A 13,719-nucleotide genomic window follows, 5' to 3' on the forward strand; every position below is an offset into this window, starting at 1 on the left:
ACGGTAACCCACCAGAACGCCGCGCGTGTCACGCGCGGCGTGGCTGGAATCGCCGCCGTTTAGGGCGGCGAGGATGTCAAAGTATGAGCGGTGCTGCAGGGAAGCCGACGGTGAGGATGGATGGCGACCCTCGCGGTCGGAGCGATCGCGGACACCAGCATCGAAATGATCGGCGTGATCGTCCGCACGGGGATCGACGTTCTGAGCAGCTGGTAGGGGTGTGAGGGCTGCCGCCGATTGCCGGTCGAGTCAGCGCGGCCGTTCAGCTTAGCCGGGCGGTGATGTCTCCTGTCGCGCTACGGGCGATGACGGAAGTGATATCGGGCCAATGGAAACCGCCCTGACCGGCGGTTGGTAGCCAGACTGCGTACACGCCGACGTGACGCTGGTCAGCTGTCGAGAAGGCGACAACCGGTGCGGTTGCGGTCGTACCAAACACAGTGACATCGACAGTCGCGGCAGGTCCTCTGACCGTTCCGACAAAAAGTCGTAGTTCCGGATCGTCGGGATTGACCGGGCCTAGGTGGGGCAGGGGTTTGGACGGCAGTGTCGGCGGCCCTGGGACGAGAAGGGCAGCGGGCGCCGGCATGCAAGAGACAAGGTCGCCGGTCGGCCGGCTGGTTCTGATGCTGGCTACACATAGCGAGTCGTTGGTGGACAGCCAGGCGAGGGTCGTCCACTCCCGGCCCTGCTGGTCGAGCTGGGCCGGCTTCTCAGTAACTGGTGGGTACTTACGTAGCCACTCCTCTTGGACGCTGGCGGCGTTGGCTGGTGCAACCGGGTCGGAGTGCCGCTGCGCGCATGATGCCAAACCGATGGTGGCTGCGACGGTCAGCGCAGCAACGGCGGCTCGGGCGCTGAACTGTCGGCTCGGCGATAGCGTGTGTAGCCGCGTCATGTCGGCATTCTCCCATCTTCGACGGCTACTCGTATGTCCCGACGCAGGGACAGCCAGAGGGGGTGGGGCAAATGGCGGTCCCACCCCCTCGCTCTCGTCGGTCAGCAGAAGCAGCGGTATGACCAGCCGATCTGGTATACGTAGACGCCGCTGAGGCCGTTCGGCACGCGCAGGGTGGTGGCGTTGGCCGCGTACCGCGTGTCACTGGAGCCGCCGGCGCTGCCGCCCTGCCAGTCGGAGGTATGGCTCCACTGGTTCTTCGTCACCGCCCACCTGTCATCACACAGAGGGACGCCGAACTCCAGCCCGACGATCTGAGTCAGGCTGATTGTGAAGGTGTTGCAGTTGTTGCCGGTCAGGCTGCCCGGCGGGGACCACTCGACGAGCTCGCCTTCAAAGAGGTTGTAGAAGCTCCGCGTGTAGCCCGAACTCAGCTCCTTGCCGCCACCGAGTACGCCGGTGCCCCATCCGCTGGCCAGGGTGGATTCCGTCGAGTAGAAGTTGTTGGGGTCGGAGTCCTCCGTGACGTACCGCGAGAAGCAGCCGTCCCAGTTGTAGTCGGGGTCCGGGTCGACGTCGTCGCTGTAGACGCACCCCGACGACCAGATCGGCGGGTTTTCGAGCATTCGCGCACGTAGCTTGTTGGAGATCTGCTGAGCCTCGGCGGCACTGAAGCCCGCCGCGACGGCGTCCGCGTAGACGCTGCGTCCGGCTTCGGCGTATTTCTGCGCGTCGGCCATCGTCGGTTCACCGGATTCTGGCAGGATGACCCGGACCTCCTGGTTGATCACGCGTGCCTCGCCAGTCACGCCGGCTTCCCCGGTGGGCACCTGGCCTTTGAAAATCACCCGGGATTCGGCAGGCGCGACGACGGTTATGCCGTCCTCGAATCGTTGCCGGACGACGGAACCATCGTAAATCATCTCTGACGAGATCAGTGCGGGGTTCCAGGAAGACAGAGCCGTTCCCGTCGGGGTGGCGTTGGCTGGGGCGGACGTGTTCGCGGTGAGCGCGGCACCGGCCAGCAGGCTTGCGGTGACGATTGCAAGTGTGCGACGTAACCTCATCGACTGATTCCTTCCCGTGCAACTCTCGATGGGTGTCGATGCGTACACGTACCGGTGCCCGACGGATGCTGCATGGGTTGCGGTCAGGTTTGGAGATCTCTCCGCAACGCCGCGAGGGCCCGCACCGTCTGGCTGGTCACCGTTCCCGTCGCGCACCCGAGCGCGTGTGCCGTCTGTGTGACGCTGAGGTCGTGGAAGAAACGCAGCGCCAGGACTGCGCGTTGACGCGGCCCCAGTCGTCGCAGCGCGGGTGACAGGTATACGCGGTCGTCGACGGCGGTGTGCGGTGTGGGTGCCAGCGCGATATCCGTTGTCGTGATCGACGTCGTTGCGCTCTCGTGTCGCCAGCGCGGCCGACGGCGTTCTGTGAGGAAGTTGCGGACCACGATACGGCGAGCGTAGGCGCCGAGCGCTGTCCGCCGGTCCAACCGGTTCCAGTGTTGATACATCTTGAACAGCGCTATCTGGACAAGGTCCTCCGCTTCGTGCCAGTCGCCGCAGATGTCGTAAGCCTCCTTTCGTAGCCAATGTCGTATCAAACGGACAAATCGCTCGAACTCCACCTCATCTGCGTCGTGTGCCATCGACAGCCCCGCCTCCCCGATGATCGCGGCTATGCAGCGCAAGGGGCCCGGCTGTGCGTGTACGCCTAAGGCGTCCCTGAACTGCTCAGGTAGTCGAATATACTGATGAGTGTTGATATGTGAAGGTTATTATCTTATATGTCATCTTTCGGTCATAGCTATTACGATCGGCGACCAGTTGGGCTAGGCGGGGCACTCGAAGGACATGCGGGCAGCGCGGCCGTTAGGACCCTCGGGCTACCAGACGCCCAACAGGGCCACCCGGCGGCCAGCAACCGGCTTGGTCGACCTGTGCGTCGCTCAGTGCAGTACGGAACAGCCGCAGCGGAGCCGGCGCAGGCTACCGCTCGACGTACGTGGCGAGGTTCGCCAGCGAGGAGGCGAGGCCGGCGGCGTGGTCCGCCGCGCTGATGCCGGCCGGTACGTCGTCGGCGCGGATGCCCACCCGGGTGCCGCCGTCGACCGCCGACACCTCCCAGGTCATGGTCATCGTGCCGGCGTACGCGGGATCGTCGGCGACGAAGTCGACGGCCTGCACGACCCGTACGCCGGGGACGAGGTCGACGAAGCGGGACTCGACGATGTCGGTGTCGGCGGTGGCCTTGCCCGGCGCGGTCGTCGCGTCGGCGTAGGTCAGGACCAGCCGGTACCCGCCGCCGGGCCGGGCGTCGAACCGCTCGAACCGGCCGGTCATCCCCTGCGGCGGCAGCCACGCGGCGAGCGTGTCCGGGTCGACCAGAGCGGCGTAGACGCGCGCGACCGGGGCGGCGACCACCCGGGCTGCCGAATCGGTACGGGTCGACGATGCGTCACTGGGACGGGCGTTCGATCGTTGCGCTGACACCCGGCTAACCTACGTCGCGACGCGGCCTGATCGGGAGACGACGAACAGTGGCGAAGCTGGAACTTACCGTCGAAGAGGCGGCGTTGTGTGAGATCGTCGGCGTACGGGCGTTCCTGCGCGCCCGTGCCCAACTCGCGGACGGCGAACTGACCGACGCCCGGTGGGATGCGACGACCGGGCACGCCCAGGGCCGACTGGACCCTAGGCGCGGCGGCACCGTGACGGCCGCGGTCACCACCGACCCCGACGGGCTCGTCGCCACCGTCGACGGGGCCTGCTCCTGCGGCGAGAGGGCCTGCGGCCACCCGTACGCGCTGGTGCTGCGGGCCGTCGTCGGAGCGTCGCCGACGGTCCCGCAGCAGCGGCGGGCGCCGGATGCGCCAACAGTGGACTGGGAGAAGAGCCTGTCGGCGCTGGTCTCCGACGTCGCCCCGGTCGTCACCGCCGCGCCGCCCCAGGCCACCGTCGGCCTGCAGTTCGAGCTGGTCAAACCGGCCGCGGCCGGCGTCGGCGCGCTCGCCGGCCGCGTCGCACTGCGTCCGGTCCTACCCGGCCAGAACGGCTGGGTCCGCTCCGGCATCAGCTGGTCGAACGTGCAGTACGCCGGGCACGGCAGATCGCCGGAATCCAAACGGCACCGCCAGTTGCTCGGCGAGATCCTCACGCTGTCGACGGTGGACAGCGACCGCTACGGCTACTACAGCCACCCGACGACGATCTTCCTGGAGGCGTTCGCGAGCCGGCGGATCTGGGACCTGCTGGCCGAGGCCGACGACGCCGGGCTGCCGCTGGTCCAACCCGGCAAGTACGGCCGGCCGGTGGTCGTCGGCCGGCAGCCGGCACGACTGTCGGTGCAGGTCGACCGCACCGACGACGAGTTGATCGTGCAGCCGGTGCTGCTGGCCGACGGCGTACCCGTAGCCGCCGAGTTCTCCGTCTTCGTCGGCCGACCGGCGCACGGGATCGCCTGGTGGGCCGAGCGCGGCGGCGTCGAGCCGCAGCCCCGGGACCGGGTGCTGCGGCTGGCACGGCTGTCCGGCGCGGTCTCCCCGGCGGCGGCGAAGTCCCTGGCCGGTCCCGCGATCCGCGTCCCCGCTGCCGACGAGGCGCGGTTCTTCGAACGGTTCTACCCGGAGCTGCTCAAACAGGTCGAGGTCGTCGCCGCCGGCCCGGCGGTGCACCTGCCACCGGTGTCGCCGCCCACGCTCACCCTCGCCGTGACCCCGATGCCGGAACAGGCGCTGTCGATCCACTGGCAGTGGGTCCGCGCGATCGGCGCGCACCGGCAGACCGAGCCGCTGTGGGCCACCGGTCCGCGCGGGCACGCCGACTCACGCGGGCACGCCGACTCACGTGACGCCGTCGTCGGCCAGGTCACCGAGGTGACGGCCAAAGCGGTCCCGGAGGCGATCGAGTCGACTCCGAACGGCCCGCGACTCGTCGCCCTGACCACGCTCCGCGGCGACGCCATGATCCGGTTCCTCAGCGAGGTCCTGCCCCGGCTCGCCGACATCGACGGCGTCGAGGTGGTCGAGTCGGCGGAGGAGCCCGTACCGGACTACCGGGAAGCGGACGAGGCGCCGGTCATCCGGTTCGCCGGCACCGACCATCCCGGCGAACACGACTGGTTCGACCTGTCAGTGCAGGTCAGCGTCGGCGGCGAACAGGTCGTCTTCGATCAGCTGTTCACCGCGCTGGCCCAGGACCGGCAGTACCTCATCCTGCCCAGCGGCACGTACTTCAGCCTCGACCGCCCCGAGTTCGCCCAGCTCCGCGAGCTGATCGACGAATCGCGGGCACTGGAGGACCGGCCACCGGGCCTGCTGCGGGTCGGCCGCTTCCAGGCCGGTCTCTGGGCCGAACTGGCTGAGCTGGGGGAGATTACCGGCCAGGCCGCCGCCTGGCAGCGCGCGGTCCGCGAGCTGGCCACCGCCGGCGCCGCCGTCGACCACCAGGTGCCCCCGCAGGTACGGGCGGAGCTGCGCCCGTACCAGCTCGACGGGTTCCGCTGGCTCGCCGCCCTGCGGGAGCACCAGCTCGGCGGCATCCTCGCCGATGACATGGGTCTCGGCAAGACCCTGCAGGCGCTGGCCCTGATCCGGCACGCCCACGCCGACGTGCCGTTCCTCGTCGTCGCCCCCGCCAGCGTCATCCACAACTGGGTCGCCGAGGCCGCGCGGTTCACCCCGGATCTGACCGTACGGGCGGTCACCCAGACCGCGGCACGGCGTGGCATGGAACTCGCCGGGGCGGCCGCCGGGGCGGACATCGTCGTCACCTCGTACACGCTGCTGCGGCTGGAGTTCGACGACTACCAGGCGCTCGACTGGGCGGGGCTGATCCTCGACGAGGCACAGTTCGTCAAGAACCACCAGTCGCAGAGCCACCGCTGCGCCAAGCAGCTCACTGCGCCGTTCAAGCTGGCCATCACCGGTACGCCGATGGAGAACAACCTGCTCGAACTCTGGGCGCTCTGCTCGATCACCGCCCCCGGGTTGTTTCCCCGGCTGGATCGGTTCATCGACTACTATCGTACGCCGATCGAGAAGGACCGCGACGGTGACCGGCTCGCCCAGCTGCGCCGCCGCATCCGGCCGCTGATGTTGCGTCGTCGCAAGGCCGACGTCGCCGCCGACCTGCCGGAAAAGCAGGAACAGGTATTGGAGCTCGACCTCGACCGTAAGCATCGCCGGATTTACCAGGCCTATCTGCAACGGGAACGGCAGAAGGTCCTCGGCCTGCTCGGGGACCTGGAGAAGAACCGGTTCGAGATCTTCCGGTCGTTGACGTTGCTGCGCCAGGCCAGCCTCGACGTCGCCCTGGTCGACCCGAGACACCAGGGTGTCCCATCGACCAAACTGGACGTGCTGGCCGACCAGATCACCAACCTGGTCGCCGAAGGCCACCGTACGCTGGTGTTCAGTCAGTTCACGCGCTTTCTCGGCGCGGCGCGTGACCGGCTCGTCGCCGCCGGCGTCCGGTGCGGCTACCTCGACGGGTCGACGACCAACCGGGCCGCCGTGATCGCCGAGTTCAAACGCGGCGACGCCGACGTCTTCCTGATCAGCCTCAAGGCGGGCGGCTTCGGTCTCAACCTGACCGAGGCCGACTACTGCATCCTGCTCGACCCGTGGTGGAACCCGGCGACCGAGGCCCAGGCCGTCGACCGCGTCCACCGGATCGGCCAGACGTCGAACGTCATGGTCTACCGGATGGTCGCCAAGGACACCATCGAGGAGAAGGTCATGGCGTTGAAGCAGCGCAAGGCCGAGCTGTTCAGCAGTGTGCTCGACGGGGGCGAGTTCGCCTCCGCGCAGCTGTCCGCCGCCGACATCAAAGACCTGCTCGACCTTGACTGAGCCGATCTGGCACCGGGGACCGGATCGGGTCGGCGTACGCGGCGGCCGGCCTCAGGTGAGCAGCGGCAGCGCCCGGTCGCGGACGTCGACGTAGCGTTCGTGCACCTGTGGGGTGGCGGCGGTGACCTCGTCTGCCTCGACCGGCCACTGTGGTGGTGACCCGGCAGTGTCGAGCCCGACGGTTGGCCGAGGTCGACCTTGCGCCCATCGACGGATCGGCCCAATGGTGATCTCCTGCGGCGGTCAGAGGTACGTGACGCCGGTGAGCCGGGCCGCCGCCGCCCACATCCGGCGGCCGCTGCCCGGATCCCGGGCCTGATCGCTGGCCCGCACCTCGGCGACCGGGCCACGGGTCTCCCGGAACCCGCGCGGGCCGAACGCGGCGACGCTCAACCAGATCATCCGGCGGGAGGCGTCCGTCCCGTACCGGTCGGTGTCCCGCGCCGCACCGAGGTCCGGGTGACGACGGTGCCGCAAGGCGAGCAGGACGACGCCGCCGGCGACGGCGTACACCAGGGCGGACGGCGGCGTAGGTGAGCCGGAATCCACCGGCGGTGAGCAGCAGCGACGCCAGCGGCGGGTTGGCCACCCAGGCGACGGAGAACGGCGTACGGAAGGTGCTCATCGCCATCGCTATTCGCGCGGACCCGGCCAGCGCCTCCCGGGCGTAGGCGAACATCTGCGGGACCATCACCTGCGCCGACGCGGTCAAGGTGACCGTGATGAGCAGAAAGACCGGGAAGTCCCGTACGACCGAGGTGAGCGCACTGGATAACACCCGGCCGACCACGGTGGCGGTCACCACCGCCGAGACCGGGGCGGCGACCAGGCACAGCGCGATCTGTCCGGCGCTGGCCCGGACCGCGTCGTCGAGGAACAGGGTCAGGTGCGGCGCGGCCATCGCGGTCGACAGACCGACGGCGACGCAGACGGAGCCGAGCGCGGCCCAGACACATACACGGTTCAGGGCCTGCCACCCTCCCTGGCTCGTTCCCCGGCCCGATCCCGATCCCGCGCTCGCTCCCGGGGGCGGGCGCGCAGGTGGGCGCGTTCGCCCTGTTGGCCGAAGAGGCTGAGGAACTCGACCGGCTCATCACCGACAGCGCCGAACCAGTGGGGCACCCTGGTGTCGAACTCCGCCGCCTCGCCGGGGGAGAGGATCAGATCGTGCTCACCGAGCAGGACACGCAGTCGCCCGTCGAGGACGTACAGCCATTCGTAGCCTTCGTGGGTTTTCAGCTCAGGCTCGCGGCGTGGGCTGAGTGCTGGGATGATCAGCTTGTACGCCTGGATGCCGCCGGCCCGCTGGCTGAGCGGAAGGACGGTCATCCCGAAGCGGCTGACCGGCCGCAGGTGGATGCGCGGGTCGCCGGTCGGTGGCGCGTCGACCAGTTCGTCCAGGCTGACCCCGTGGGCGCGGGCGAGGGGCAGCAGCAGTTCCAGGGTGGGCCGGCGAGCGCCGGATTCCAGCCGGGACAGGGTGCTCACCGAGATGCCGGTGGCGGCCGACAGCTCCGCGAGGGTCGTCTCGCGCTGTTTGCGCAGCGCCCGCAGCCGGGGGCCGACCGAGTCGAGGGCATGGTCGAGGTCGTCGTCCATGCCACCCAGCTTGCCGTACCGGCAAAGGCGTTTGCCGGTACGGTGGCCTAGTCGACGGTGCCGTGCCGGACATGCCGGGCAGTGGCCTTGTCGACCCGGTGCCCGGCGCAGGCATACTCGGTTGGTGACCAACACCAAACAGCCACGGTTGGAGATCGAGTACTGCACGCAGTGCCGCTGGATGCTGCGCGCCGCGTGGACGGCTCAGGAGCTGCTCACCACATTCGCGCTGCGGCTCGGTGAGGTGGCGCTGGTGCCGGGCACCGGCGGCGTGTTCGAGGTCCGGCTGGACGGCGAGACGATCTGGTCGCGGGGGGAAAGTGGCTTCCCGGGGATCCCCGAGCTGAAAAGACTGGTACGGGACCGTATCGCGCCCGATCTCAGCCTCGGCCACACCGACCGGGCCCTGCCGCACGGGCTCTGATCCACTGCTCGGCTGTGCACCGTACGGCCACCGGTAGTCAACTCCTTGGATATCGACGTTGACCACAATAAGCTGGTCACTTCGGTCACCCAGGGAGGCCGCCTTGCGTCGATCCGCCAGCCCGAACCGTACGCCGACCCGCAGCCGGAACTGGATCGCGGCCGCAGCGCTGTCCACTGTGCTGGTCGTCGCTTCAGCCACGGCCGCGCGGGCCGCGAACCTGCCCAACCTGCCCCAGTCCGCCGGCGGCTATGAGCTGATGTTCTCCCCGGCCTACGACTACGACGGCGACGGGTGCTACCCGGTCGCGGCGATCGCCCCCGACGGCACCCTCAACGGCGGACTGAACACCAGCGGTGCGGTCAACGGCAACTGCCGTGACCAGTCCGATCTCGACCGGACTCAGACGTACGCCAGGTCGAAGTGCAACAACGGCTGGTGCGCCATCGTGTACGCGAGTTACTTTGAGAAGGACCAGGTTCTGCCGGGCTGCTGCGGTCACCGGCACGACTGGGAGCACGTCGTCTCCTGGGTGCACCAGGCGTCGGACCGGGTCGACTACGTGTCCCGTACGGTGCACGGTGAGGTGCAAACCTATCCGCGGTCCTCGGTGCGTTTCGACGGCACGCACCCGAAGGTCGTTTACCACAAGGAAGGTGCCTTCGGCTCGCACAACTTCCGGCTGGCGAGCAGCAACGACGACCCGCCGGAGAACCACTATGGCACCTGGCGGTTTCCGCCGGTCGTCGACTGGAACGGCTGGCCCAGCACGGCGCTGCGGGACCGGTTGATGACGGCCGACTTCGGCTCCGCCAGCATCAAGATCACCGATCAGGACGACCGGTTCCGTAACCTGCTCAACCGCTCAAAACCGGCAGATATCCCCTTCGACCCGTGGGCTTGACCCATGATGTGTCCACTGGCCAACCAGAGCCTAGGCCAACACCACTCCTCAGCCGGCTGCCCGACGGCTCTGGTGCGACCCGGTCTCTCCCGCCGCGTCGCCAGTGGGCTCATCGAGGTGACGCTGCGCGCCGAACGGTGCGCGGTTCCTGAGGCTCAGGCCGGGGCGGAATGATCCGGCGGGCGGGGTCGTTGTGCATGGTCGCGCCACGCACTCCGGCCCGCGGCAGCCCGGCTCAGGCCGTCGGCCACCAGGCCCAGGCCCGTAGCCGTTGAGCACCGGCCGGGCGGCCCGGCGGGTGGGCCCGGTCGGGAATCGTCGACGGGTCGGCGTGGTTGTACATGGTCACGGCGCGCGGCAGCGCCCCCCGCGCCACCGCGTCTGACCCCCGTACCACCCGGATGACCGTTTACCGCGCACCCGCCCGTCCGTGACGGGTGTGCCCCCTCGGCAAACGGAAGGTGGACCCCCCATGACCACGATCATCACCCGTACCCTGCGTACCAGCCTGCGTAACACCGCCCTCGGTATCGCCGGGCTGACCCTGGCCGGCGGCGCGGTCGCCGCGCCCGCCCTGGCCGCCGAGCACGCCCCCACCGCCCTGGCCGCACCCGTGGCCGCCGCCGGCAGCGGCGTGGACGCCGGCACGCTGACCCCGCACGGTGTGCAGGGTGAGCAGTCCCGGATCACCCTGTCCGGCGAGCAGACCGACAACGTCAAGGGCATCATCGCCGCCACCAAGAAGGCCGGCATGGACGAGCGGGCCGCCGTGGTCGCCATCGCCACCGCCCTGCAGGAGTCGAAGCTGGAGAACCTCGGCCACCTCGGTGACCGCAACGACCACGACTCGCAGGGCCTGTTCCAGCAGCGTCCGTCGTCGGGCTGGGGCACCGTCGAGCAGATCACCGACGTGGAGTACTCCACCACCGCGTTCCTCAACGGGCTCAAGGCCGTCGACGGCTGGCAGGACATGGCGTTGACCGAGGCCGCGCAGGCGGTGCAGGTGTCGGCGTACCCGGACCACTACGCCCAGTGGGAGACCCAGGCCGCCGAGCTGGTCGCCCAGCACTGGAACAGCTGACCCGAAGCAAGCTCAGCGCGAGGGCCGGACCCCGGGTACGGGGTCCGGCCCTCGCCCGTTGCCTGAGTCGCTGGTCGACAGTGGTGGCGACCACCGATCAGCCGGACAGTGACCGGCGGGCGGCGGCGAGCACCTCCGGGTCGGTGCGACCGGCCGCGTAGCCGGCGATGCGGCGGCGGATGTCGCGGCCCAGCAGCCACATCCCGACCCGGTCGGCGACCGGCACCGGCGGTCGGCCGTTCAGTGGCGGCGGCCGGGGCGGTGAGCTGTGCCGGCATGACGCCTGGATGCGGACCTGCTTCGACCGCAGCGAACATCTGCTGGACGTGCCGGCGCTGCGCCGGCTGTGGGGACGGTTGCGGGAGCTGCCGCGCGAGACACCGGACGCGATGGTGCACGGCGACCTGATCCCCGGCAACGTCCTGGTCCGCGCCGGTCGGCTGGCCGGGGTGCTGGACGTAGGTGGTCTACGGCCCGCCGATCCGGCGCTGGAGCTGGTGGCCGCCTGGCATCTGCTCGACGAGCGGCCACGCTCGGTGCTGCGTGAGCGACTGATCTGCACCGAGCTGGACTGGCAGCGCGGCAAGGCGTGGGCGTTCGAGCAGTCGATGGGCGCGGTCTGGTACTACCTGGACAGCTTCCCGGCGATGAGCCGGATGGGTCGCCGGACCCTGGCCCGGATTCTGGCCGACGGGGCGTGAGCCGGGTCCGACCGTGGCGGCCGGCAGCCCGGTCAGGGCAAGGTGGCGGCCGGCAGTCCGGCCCGTGCCGGTCAGAACAGGGTCAGCGGCTGCGCCGGGATCGGCTCGGGCAACGGGTCGAGCTGCGGCAGCGCGGACCGTACCTCGTCGTGGAAGCGGCGGGCCAGAGCCGGCGCGTCGGCGTTGTCCGGGGTGTGGATGAACACCGTCGGCGAGCGGCCCTGCCGCAGCCAGGCCACCGATGCTTCGACCCAGCGCCGCCAGCCGGCGACGGTCTGCTCCACGTCGTCGCGGCCGAGGTAGCGCACGATCGGCAGGTCGGTCAGTGCCCGGGTGCGCAGCGGGGCGCGGGGCTTCTTGACCCAGGCGTCGCGTTCGGCGTCGCTGGTCGGCTCGGCGGCGAAGAACGTCGTGGTGTCGAACGGAACCCACTCGGCGTCAACGTCCGTCAGTACCCCTTCGAGTAGCCGGGTCGCGGCCGGGTCGGTGAAGAACGCCGGGTGGCGGACTTCGACGGCGTACCGGTGGTCGCGGGGGAGTTGGCGCAGGAAGCGGGCCAGGGTGGGTACGTCGTCGGGGCCGAACGACGCCGGCAGTTGGGCCCAGATCGCATGGGTACGCGGTCCGAGCGGTGCGATCGCATCGAGGAAGGCGTGCAACGGCTCGTCGGCGTCGGTGAGCCGGTGTTCGTGGGTGACGGTCTTCGGCAGTTTGAGCACGAAGCGGAAGTCGGGGTCGGTCTGCGCCGCCCAGGTGGCGGCGGTCTCCCGGGTCGGGGTGGCGTAGAAGGTGGTGTTGCCTTCGACCGCGGTGCACCAGGCGGCGTAGTGGCGCAGCCGTTCGGCCGGCGGTAGCGGGTGCGCGATCAGTCGCCTCTGCCAGGACTTGTGCGTCCACATTGCACAGCCAACGTGCAGTCGGGGTACTGCCGGCGACGGGGAAGCGGTGTCGGTGTTCGGCACGGCGACAACGATAGAGCCACCCGGTTGGAGCGCTGGACTTAACGCCGTATTCATCGACCTATCTCGATCAAGGTGATTGAGGGGCTTAGATTCCCGGTGTCGACCTGCCCGCCGTACCCCCAGGCCGGAGCGCCCGACCCGGCCGCGGTGGGCAGCGACGCCAGGAGCACCCATGGCCCGCCGTACCGCCACAGTCAGCGTCCGCCCCACCATCGGCGTCCGTCGCGCCGTCAGCGCCGCCGTCGCCGCGACGATCGCCGTCATCGTCTCGCTCACCCTGACCGCCGTCCCCGCCCAGGCCGCGCCGCCCAACATCCCGTCGTACAGCACGGCGCTCAGCCGGCTGAACTCGCTGACCGTGGCCGCCGAGTCGCACCAGTCCAGCTACAACCGGTCGCTGTTCCCGCACTGGATCACCATCACCGGCAGCTGCAACACCCGGGAGCAGGTGCTCAAGCGCGACGGCAGCAACGTGGTGGTCAACAGCAGTTGCTACCCGACCTCCGGGTCCTGGTACAGCCCGTTCGACGGGGCCACCTGGACGCAGGCGTCGGACGTGGACATCGACCACATGGTGCCGCTCGCCGAGGCGTGGCGTTCCGGTGCCTGGGCCTGGTCCACCGCTCGGCGTCAGACGTACGCAAACGACCTCGGCGGGCCGGAGCTGTGGGCGGTCACCGACAACGTCAACCAGGCCAAGGGCGACAAGGACCCGGCCGACTGGCAGCCGCCACTCGTCTCGTTTCGTTGCACCTACGCCCGGGCCTGGATCCAGGTGAAGTGGTACTACGACATGACAGTGGACAGCGCGGAGAAGTCCGCCCTGTCCGGCATGCTGGCCACCTGCTGACCTGACCGGTCTGTCGGGCAATCCGGCTACCCTGCCCCGCATGAGTCTAGCGGTAACGGTCGGATCACAACGGCACTGTCCGGCATCGACGACGAGAGGGCGGCGCGTAGCCGCGCCGCCCTCGACCAGTTGAGCGCCGCGCTGGCCGCCGAGGGCGTCAAGTGGCAGGAGCAGTACGTCGCGGCGGTGCCGTCGACCCGGCCGCACCTGCGCAGCCTGCCGACCAGCTGGCTGCACCAGCTGCGCCGGGTGCTGGTCCTGGTGGATCTGGACCGGCCGGTCACCCCGATCAGCGACGCGAGTGGGCTGACCGCGGACCGGGAGCTGATCGACGATCAGGCGTCGATGCTGGAGTCGCACCTGCTGTGCCACTCCGACACCGCCGGCTACCGGAATGCGGGCCAGTGCTCCGGCCTTCAGGCCGGGGGTGTAGGCCCGCGCTGGGA

15 protein-coding genes are annotated in these 13,719 nt (G+C 69.6%); 7 read left to right on the forward strand and 8 right to left on the reverse strand.

The window, feature by feature from the left end:
* Positions 1 to 999: 999 nt before the first annotated feature.
* The 3 genes from ACFHWU_RS27470 to ACFHWU_RS27480 form a co-directional block, all read right to left on the reverse strand.
* The gene (locus ACFHWU_RS27470; protein ID WP_416592076.1) at positions 1,000 to 1,965 is read right to left on the reverse strand and encodes a hypothetical protein; all 966 of its coding nucleotides are present in this window, start codon (positions 1,963 to 1,965) and stop codon (positions 1,000 to 1,002) included.
* 83 nt (positions 1,966 to 2,048) lie between these two features.
* On the reverse strand, positions 2,049 to 2,549 hold the full coding sequence (locus ACFHWU_RS27475; protein WP_416552352.1) for a SigE family RNA polymerase sigma factor: 501 nt from the start codon (positions 2,547 to 2,549) through the stop codon (positions 2,049 to 2,051).
* Positions 2,550 to 2,889: 340 nt separating this feature from the next.
* Positions 2,890 to 3,393, reverse strand: coding sequence for an SRPBCC domain-containing protein (locus ACFHWU_RS27480; RefSeq protein ID WP_416592077.1), 504 nt, complete (start codon positions 3,391 to 3,393; stop codon positions 2,890 to 2,892).
* 47 nt (positions 3,394 to 3,440) lie between these two features.
* Between ACFHWU_RS27480 and ACFHWU_RS27485 the strand changes: the two genes are divergently transcribed.
* Positions 3,441 to 6,752: an SNF2-related protein gene (locus ACFHWU_RS27485; RefSeq protein WP_416552354.1), complete on the forward strand. Its 3,312-nt coding sequence runs from the start codon at positions 3,441 to 3,443 to the stop codon at positions 6,750 to 6,752.
* Positions 6,753 to 6,995: 243 nt separating this feature from the next.
* Here ACFHWU_RS27485 and ACFHWU_RS27490 read toward each other — a convergent pair whose 3' ends face one another.
* Both ACFHWU_RS27490 and ACFHWU_RS27495 read right to left on the reverse strand, forming a co-directional pair.
* Positions 6,996 to 7,301: a hypothetical protein gene (locus ACFHWU_RS27490; RefSeq protein ID WP_416592078.1), complete on the reverse strand. Its 306-nt coding sequence runs from the start codon at positions 7,299 to 7,301 to the stop codon at positions 6,996 to 6,998.
* A gap of 414 nt (positions 7,302 to 7,715) precedes the next feature.
* Positions 7,716 to 8,351, reverse strand: coding sequence for a helix-turn-helix domain-containing protein (locus ACFHWU_RS27495; RefSeq protein WP_416592079.1), 636 nt, complete (start codon positions 8,349 to 8,351; stop codon positions 7,716 to 7,718).
* Positions 8,352 to 8,475: 124 nt separating this feature from the next.
* Between ACFHWU_RS27495 and ACFHWU_RS27500 the strand changes: the two genes are divergently transcribed.
* Positions 8,476 to 8,775: a SelT/SelW/SelH family protein gene (locus ACFHWU_RS27500; protein WP_416552357.1), complete on the forward strand. Its 300-nt coding sequence runs from the start codon at positions 8,476 to 8,478 to the stop codon at positions 8,773 to 8,775.
* Between the two features lie 103 nt (positions 8,776 to 8,878).
* Positions 8,879 to 9,679: an NPP1 family protein gene (locus ACFHWU_RS27505; protein ID WP_416592080.1), complete on the forward strand. Its 801-nt coding sequence runs from the start codon at positions 8,879 to 8,881 to the stop codon at positions 9,677 to 9,679.
* Positions 9,680 to 9,914: 235 nt separating this feature from the next.
* Here ACFHWU_RS27505 and ACFHWU_RS27510 read toward each other — a convergent pair whose 3' ends face one another.
* A complete protein-coding gene (locus ACFHWU_RS27510; RefSeq protein ID WP_416592081.1) occupies positions 9,915 to 10,076 on the reverse strand; it encodes a hypothetical protein in 162 nt (53 codons plus the stop codon).
* 99 nt (positions 10,077 to 10,175) lie between these two features.
* On the opposite strand from ACFHWU_RS27510, the gene ACFHWU_RS27515 reads away from it, so the two are divergent.
* Positions 10,176 to 10,760 carry a hypothetical protein gene (locus ACFHWU_RS27515; RefSeq protein WP_416592088.1) on the forward strand — a complete coding sequence of 195 codons (585 nt, stop codon included), beginning with the start codon at positions 10,176 to 10,178 and terminating at the stop codon, positions 10,758 to 10,760.
* Positions 10,761 to 10,857: 97 nt separating this feature from the next.
* On the opposite strand, the gene ACFHWU_RS27520 is transcribed toward ACFHWU_RS27515, so the two are convergent.
* Positions 10,858 to 10,986 (reverse strand): hypothetical protein, encoded by a 129-nt coding sequence (locus ACFHWU_RS27520; protein WP_416592082.1) that lies wholly within the window; start codon positions 10,984 to 10,986, stop codon positions 10,858 to 10,860.
* Between the two features lie 61 nt (positions 10,987 to 11,047).
* Here ACFHWU_RS27520 and ACFHWU_RS27525 point away from each other — a divergent pair, with 61 nt between their 5' ends.
* The gene (locus ACFHWU_RS27525) at positions 11,048 to 11,461 is read left to right on the forward strand and encodes a phosphotransferase (protein WP_416592083.1); all 414 of its coding nucleotides are present in this window, start codon (positions 11,048 to 11,050) and stop codon (positions 11,459 to 11,461) included.
* Positions 11,462 to 11,532: 71 nt separating this feature from the next.
* On the opposite strand, the gene ACFHWU_RS27530 is transcribed toward ACFHWU_RS27525, so the two are convergent.
* Positions 11,533 to 12,360, reverse strand: coding sequence for a DUF72 domain-containing protein (locus ACFHWU_RS27530; protein WP_416592084.1), 828 nt, complete (start codon positions 12,358 to 12,360; stop codon positions 11,533 to 11,535).
* A gap of 235 nt (positions 12,361 to 12,595) precedes the next feature.
* Here ACFHWU_RS27530 and ACFHWU_RS27535 point away from each other — a divergent pair, with 235 nt between their 5' ends.
* Together ACFHWU_RS27535 and ACFHWU_RS27540 are read left to right on the forward strand one after the other, a co-directional pair.
* Entirely contained in the window at positions 12,596 to 13,273 is a 678-nt protein-coding gene (locus ACFHWU_RS27535; RefSeq protein ID WP_416592086.1) for an HNH endonuclease family protein, read from the forward strand.
* Positions 13,274 to 13,402: 129 nt separating this feature from the next.
* The coding region (locus ACFHWU_RS27540; RefSeq protein WP_416592087.1) for a hypothetical protein at positions 13,403 to 13,719 on the forward strand (317 nt) is incomplete at its 3' end.

This window comes from Micromonospora sp. LOL_015 (assembly GCF_048060275.1).
GTDB lineage: Bacteria > Actinomycetota > Actinomycetes > Mycobacteriales > Micromonosporaceae > Micromonospora_E.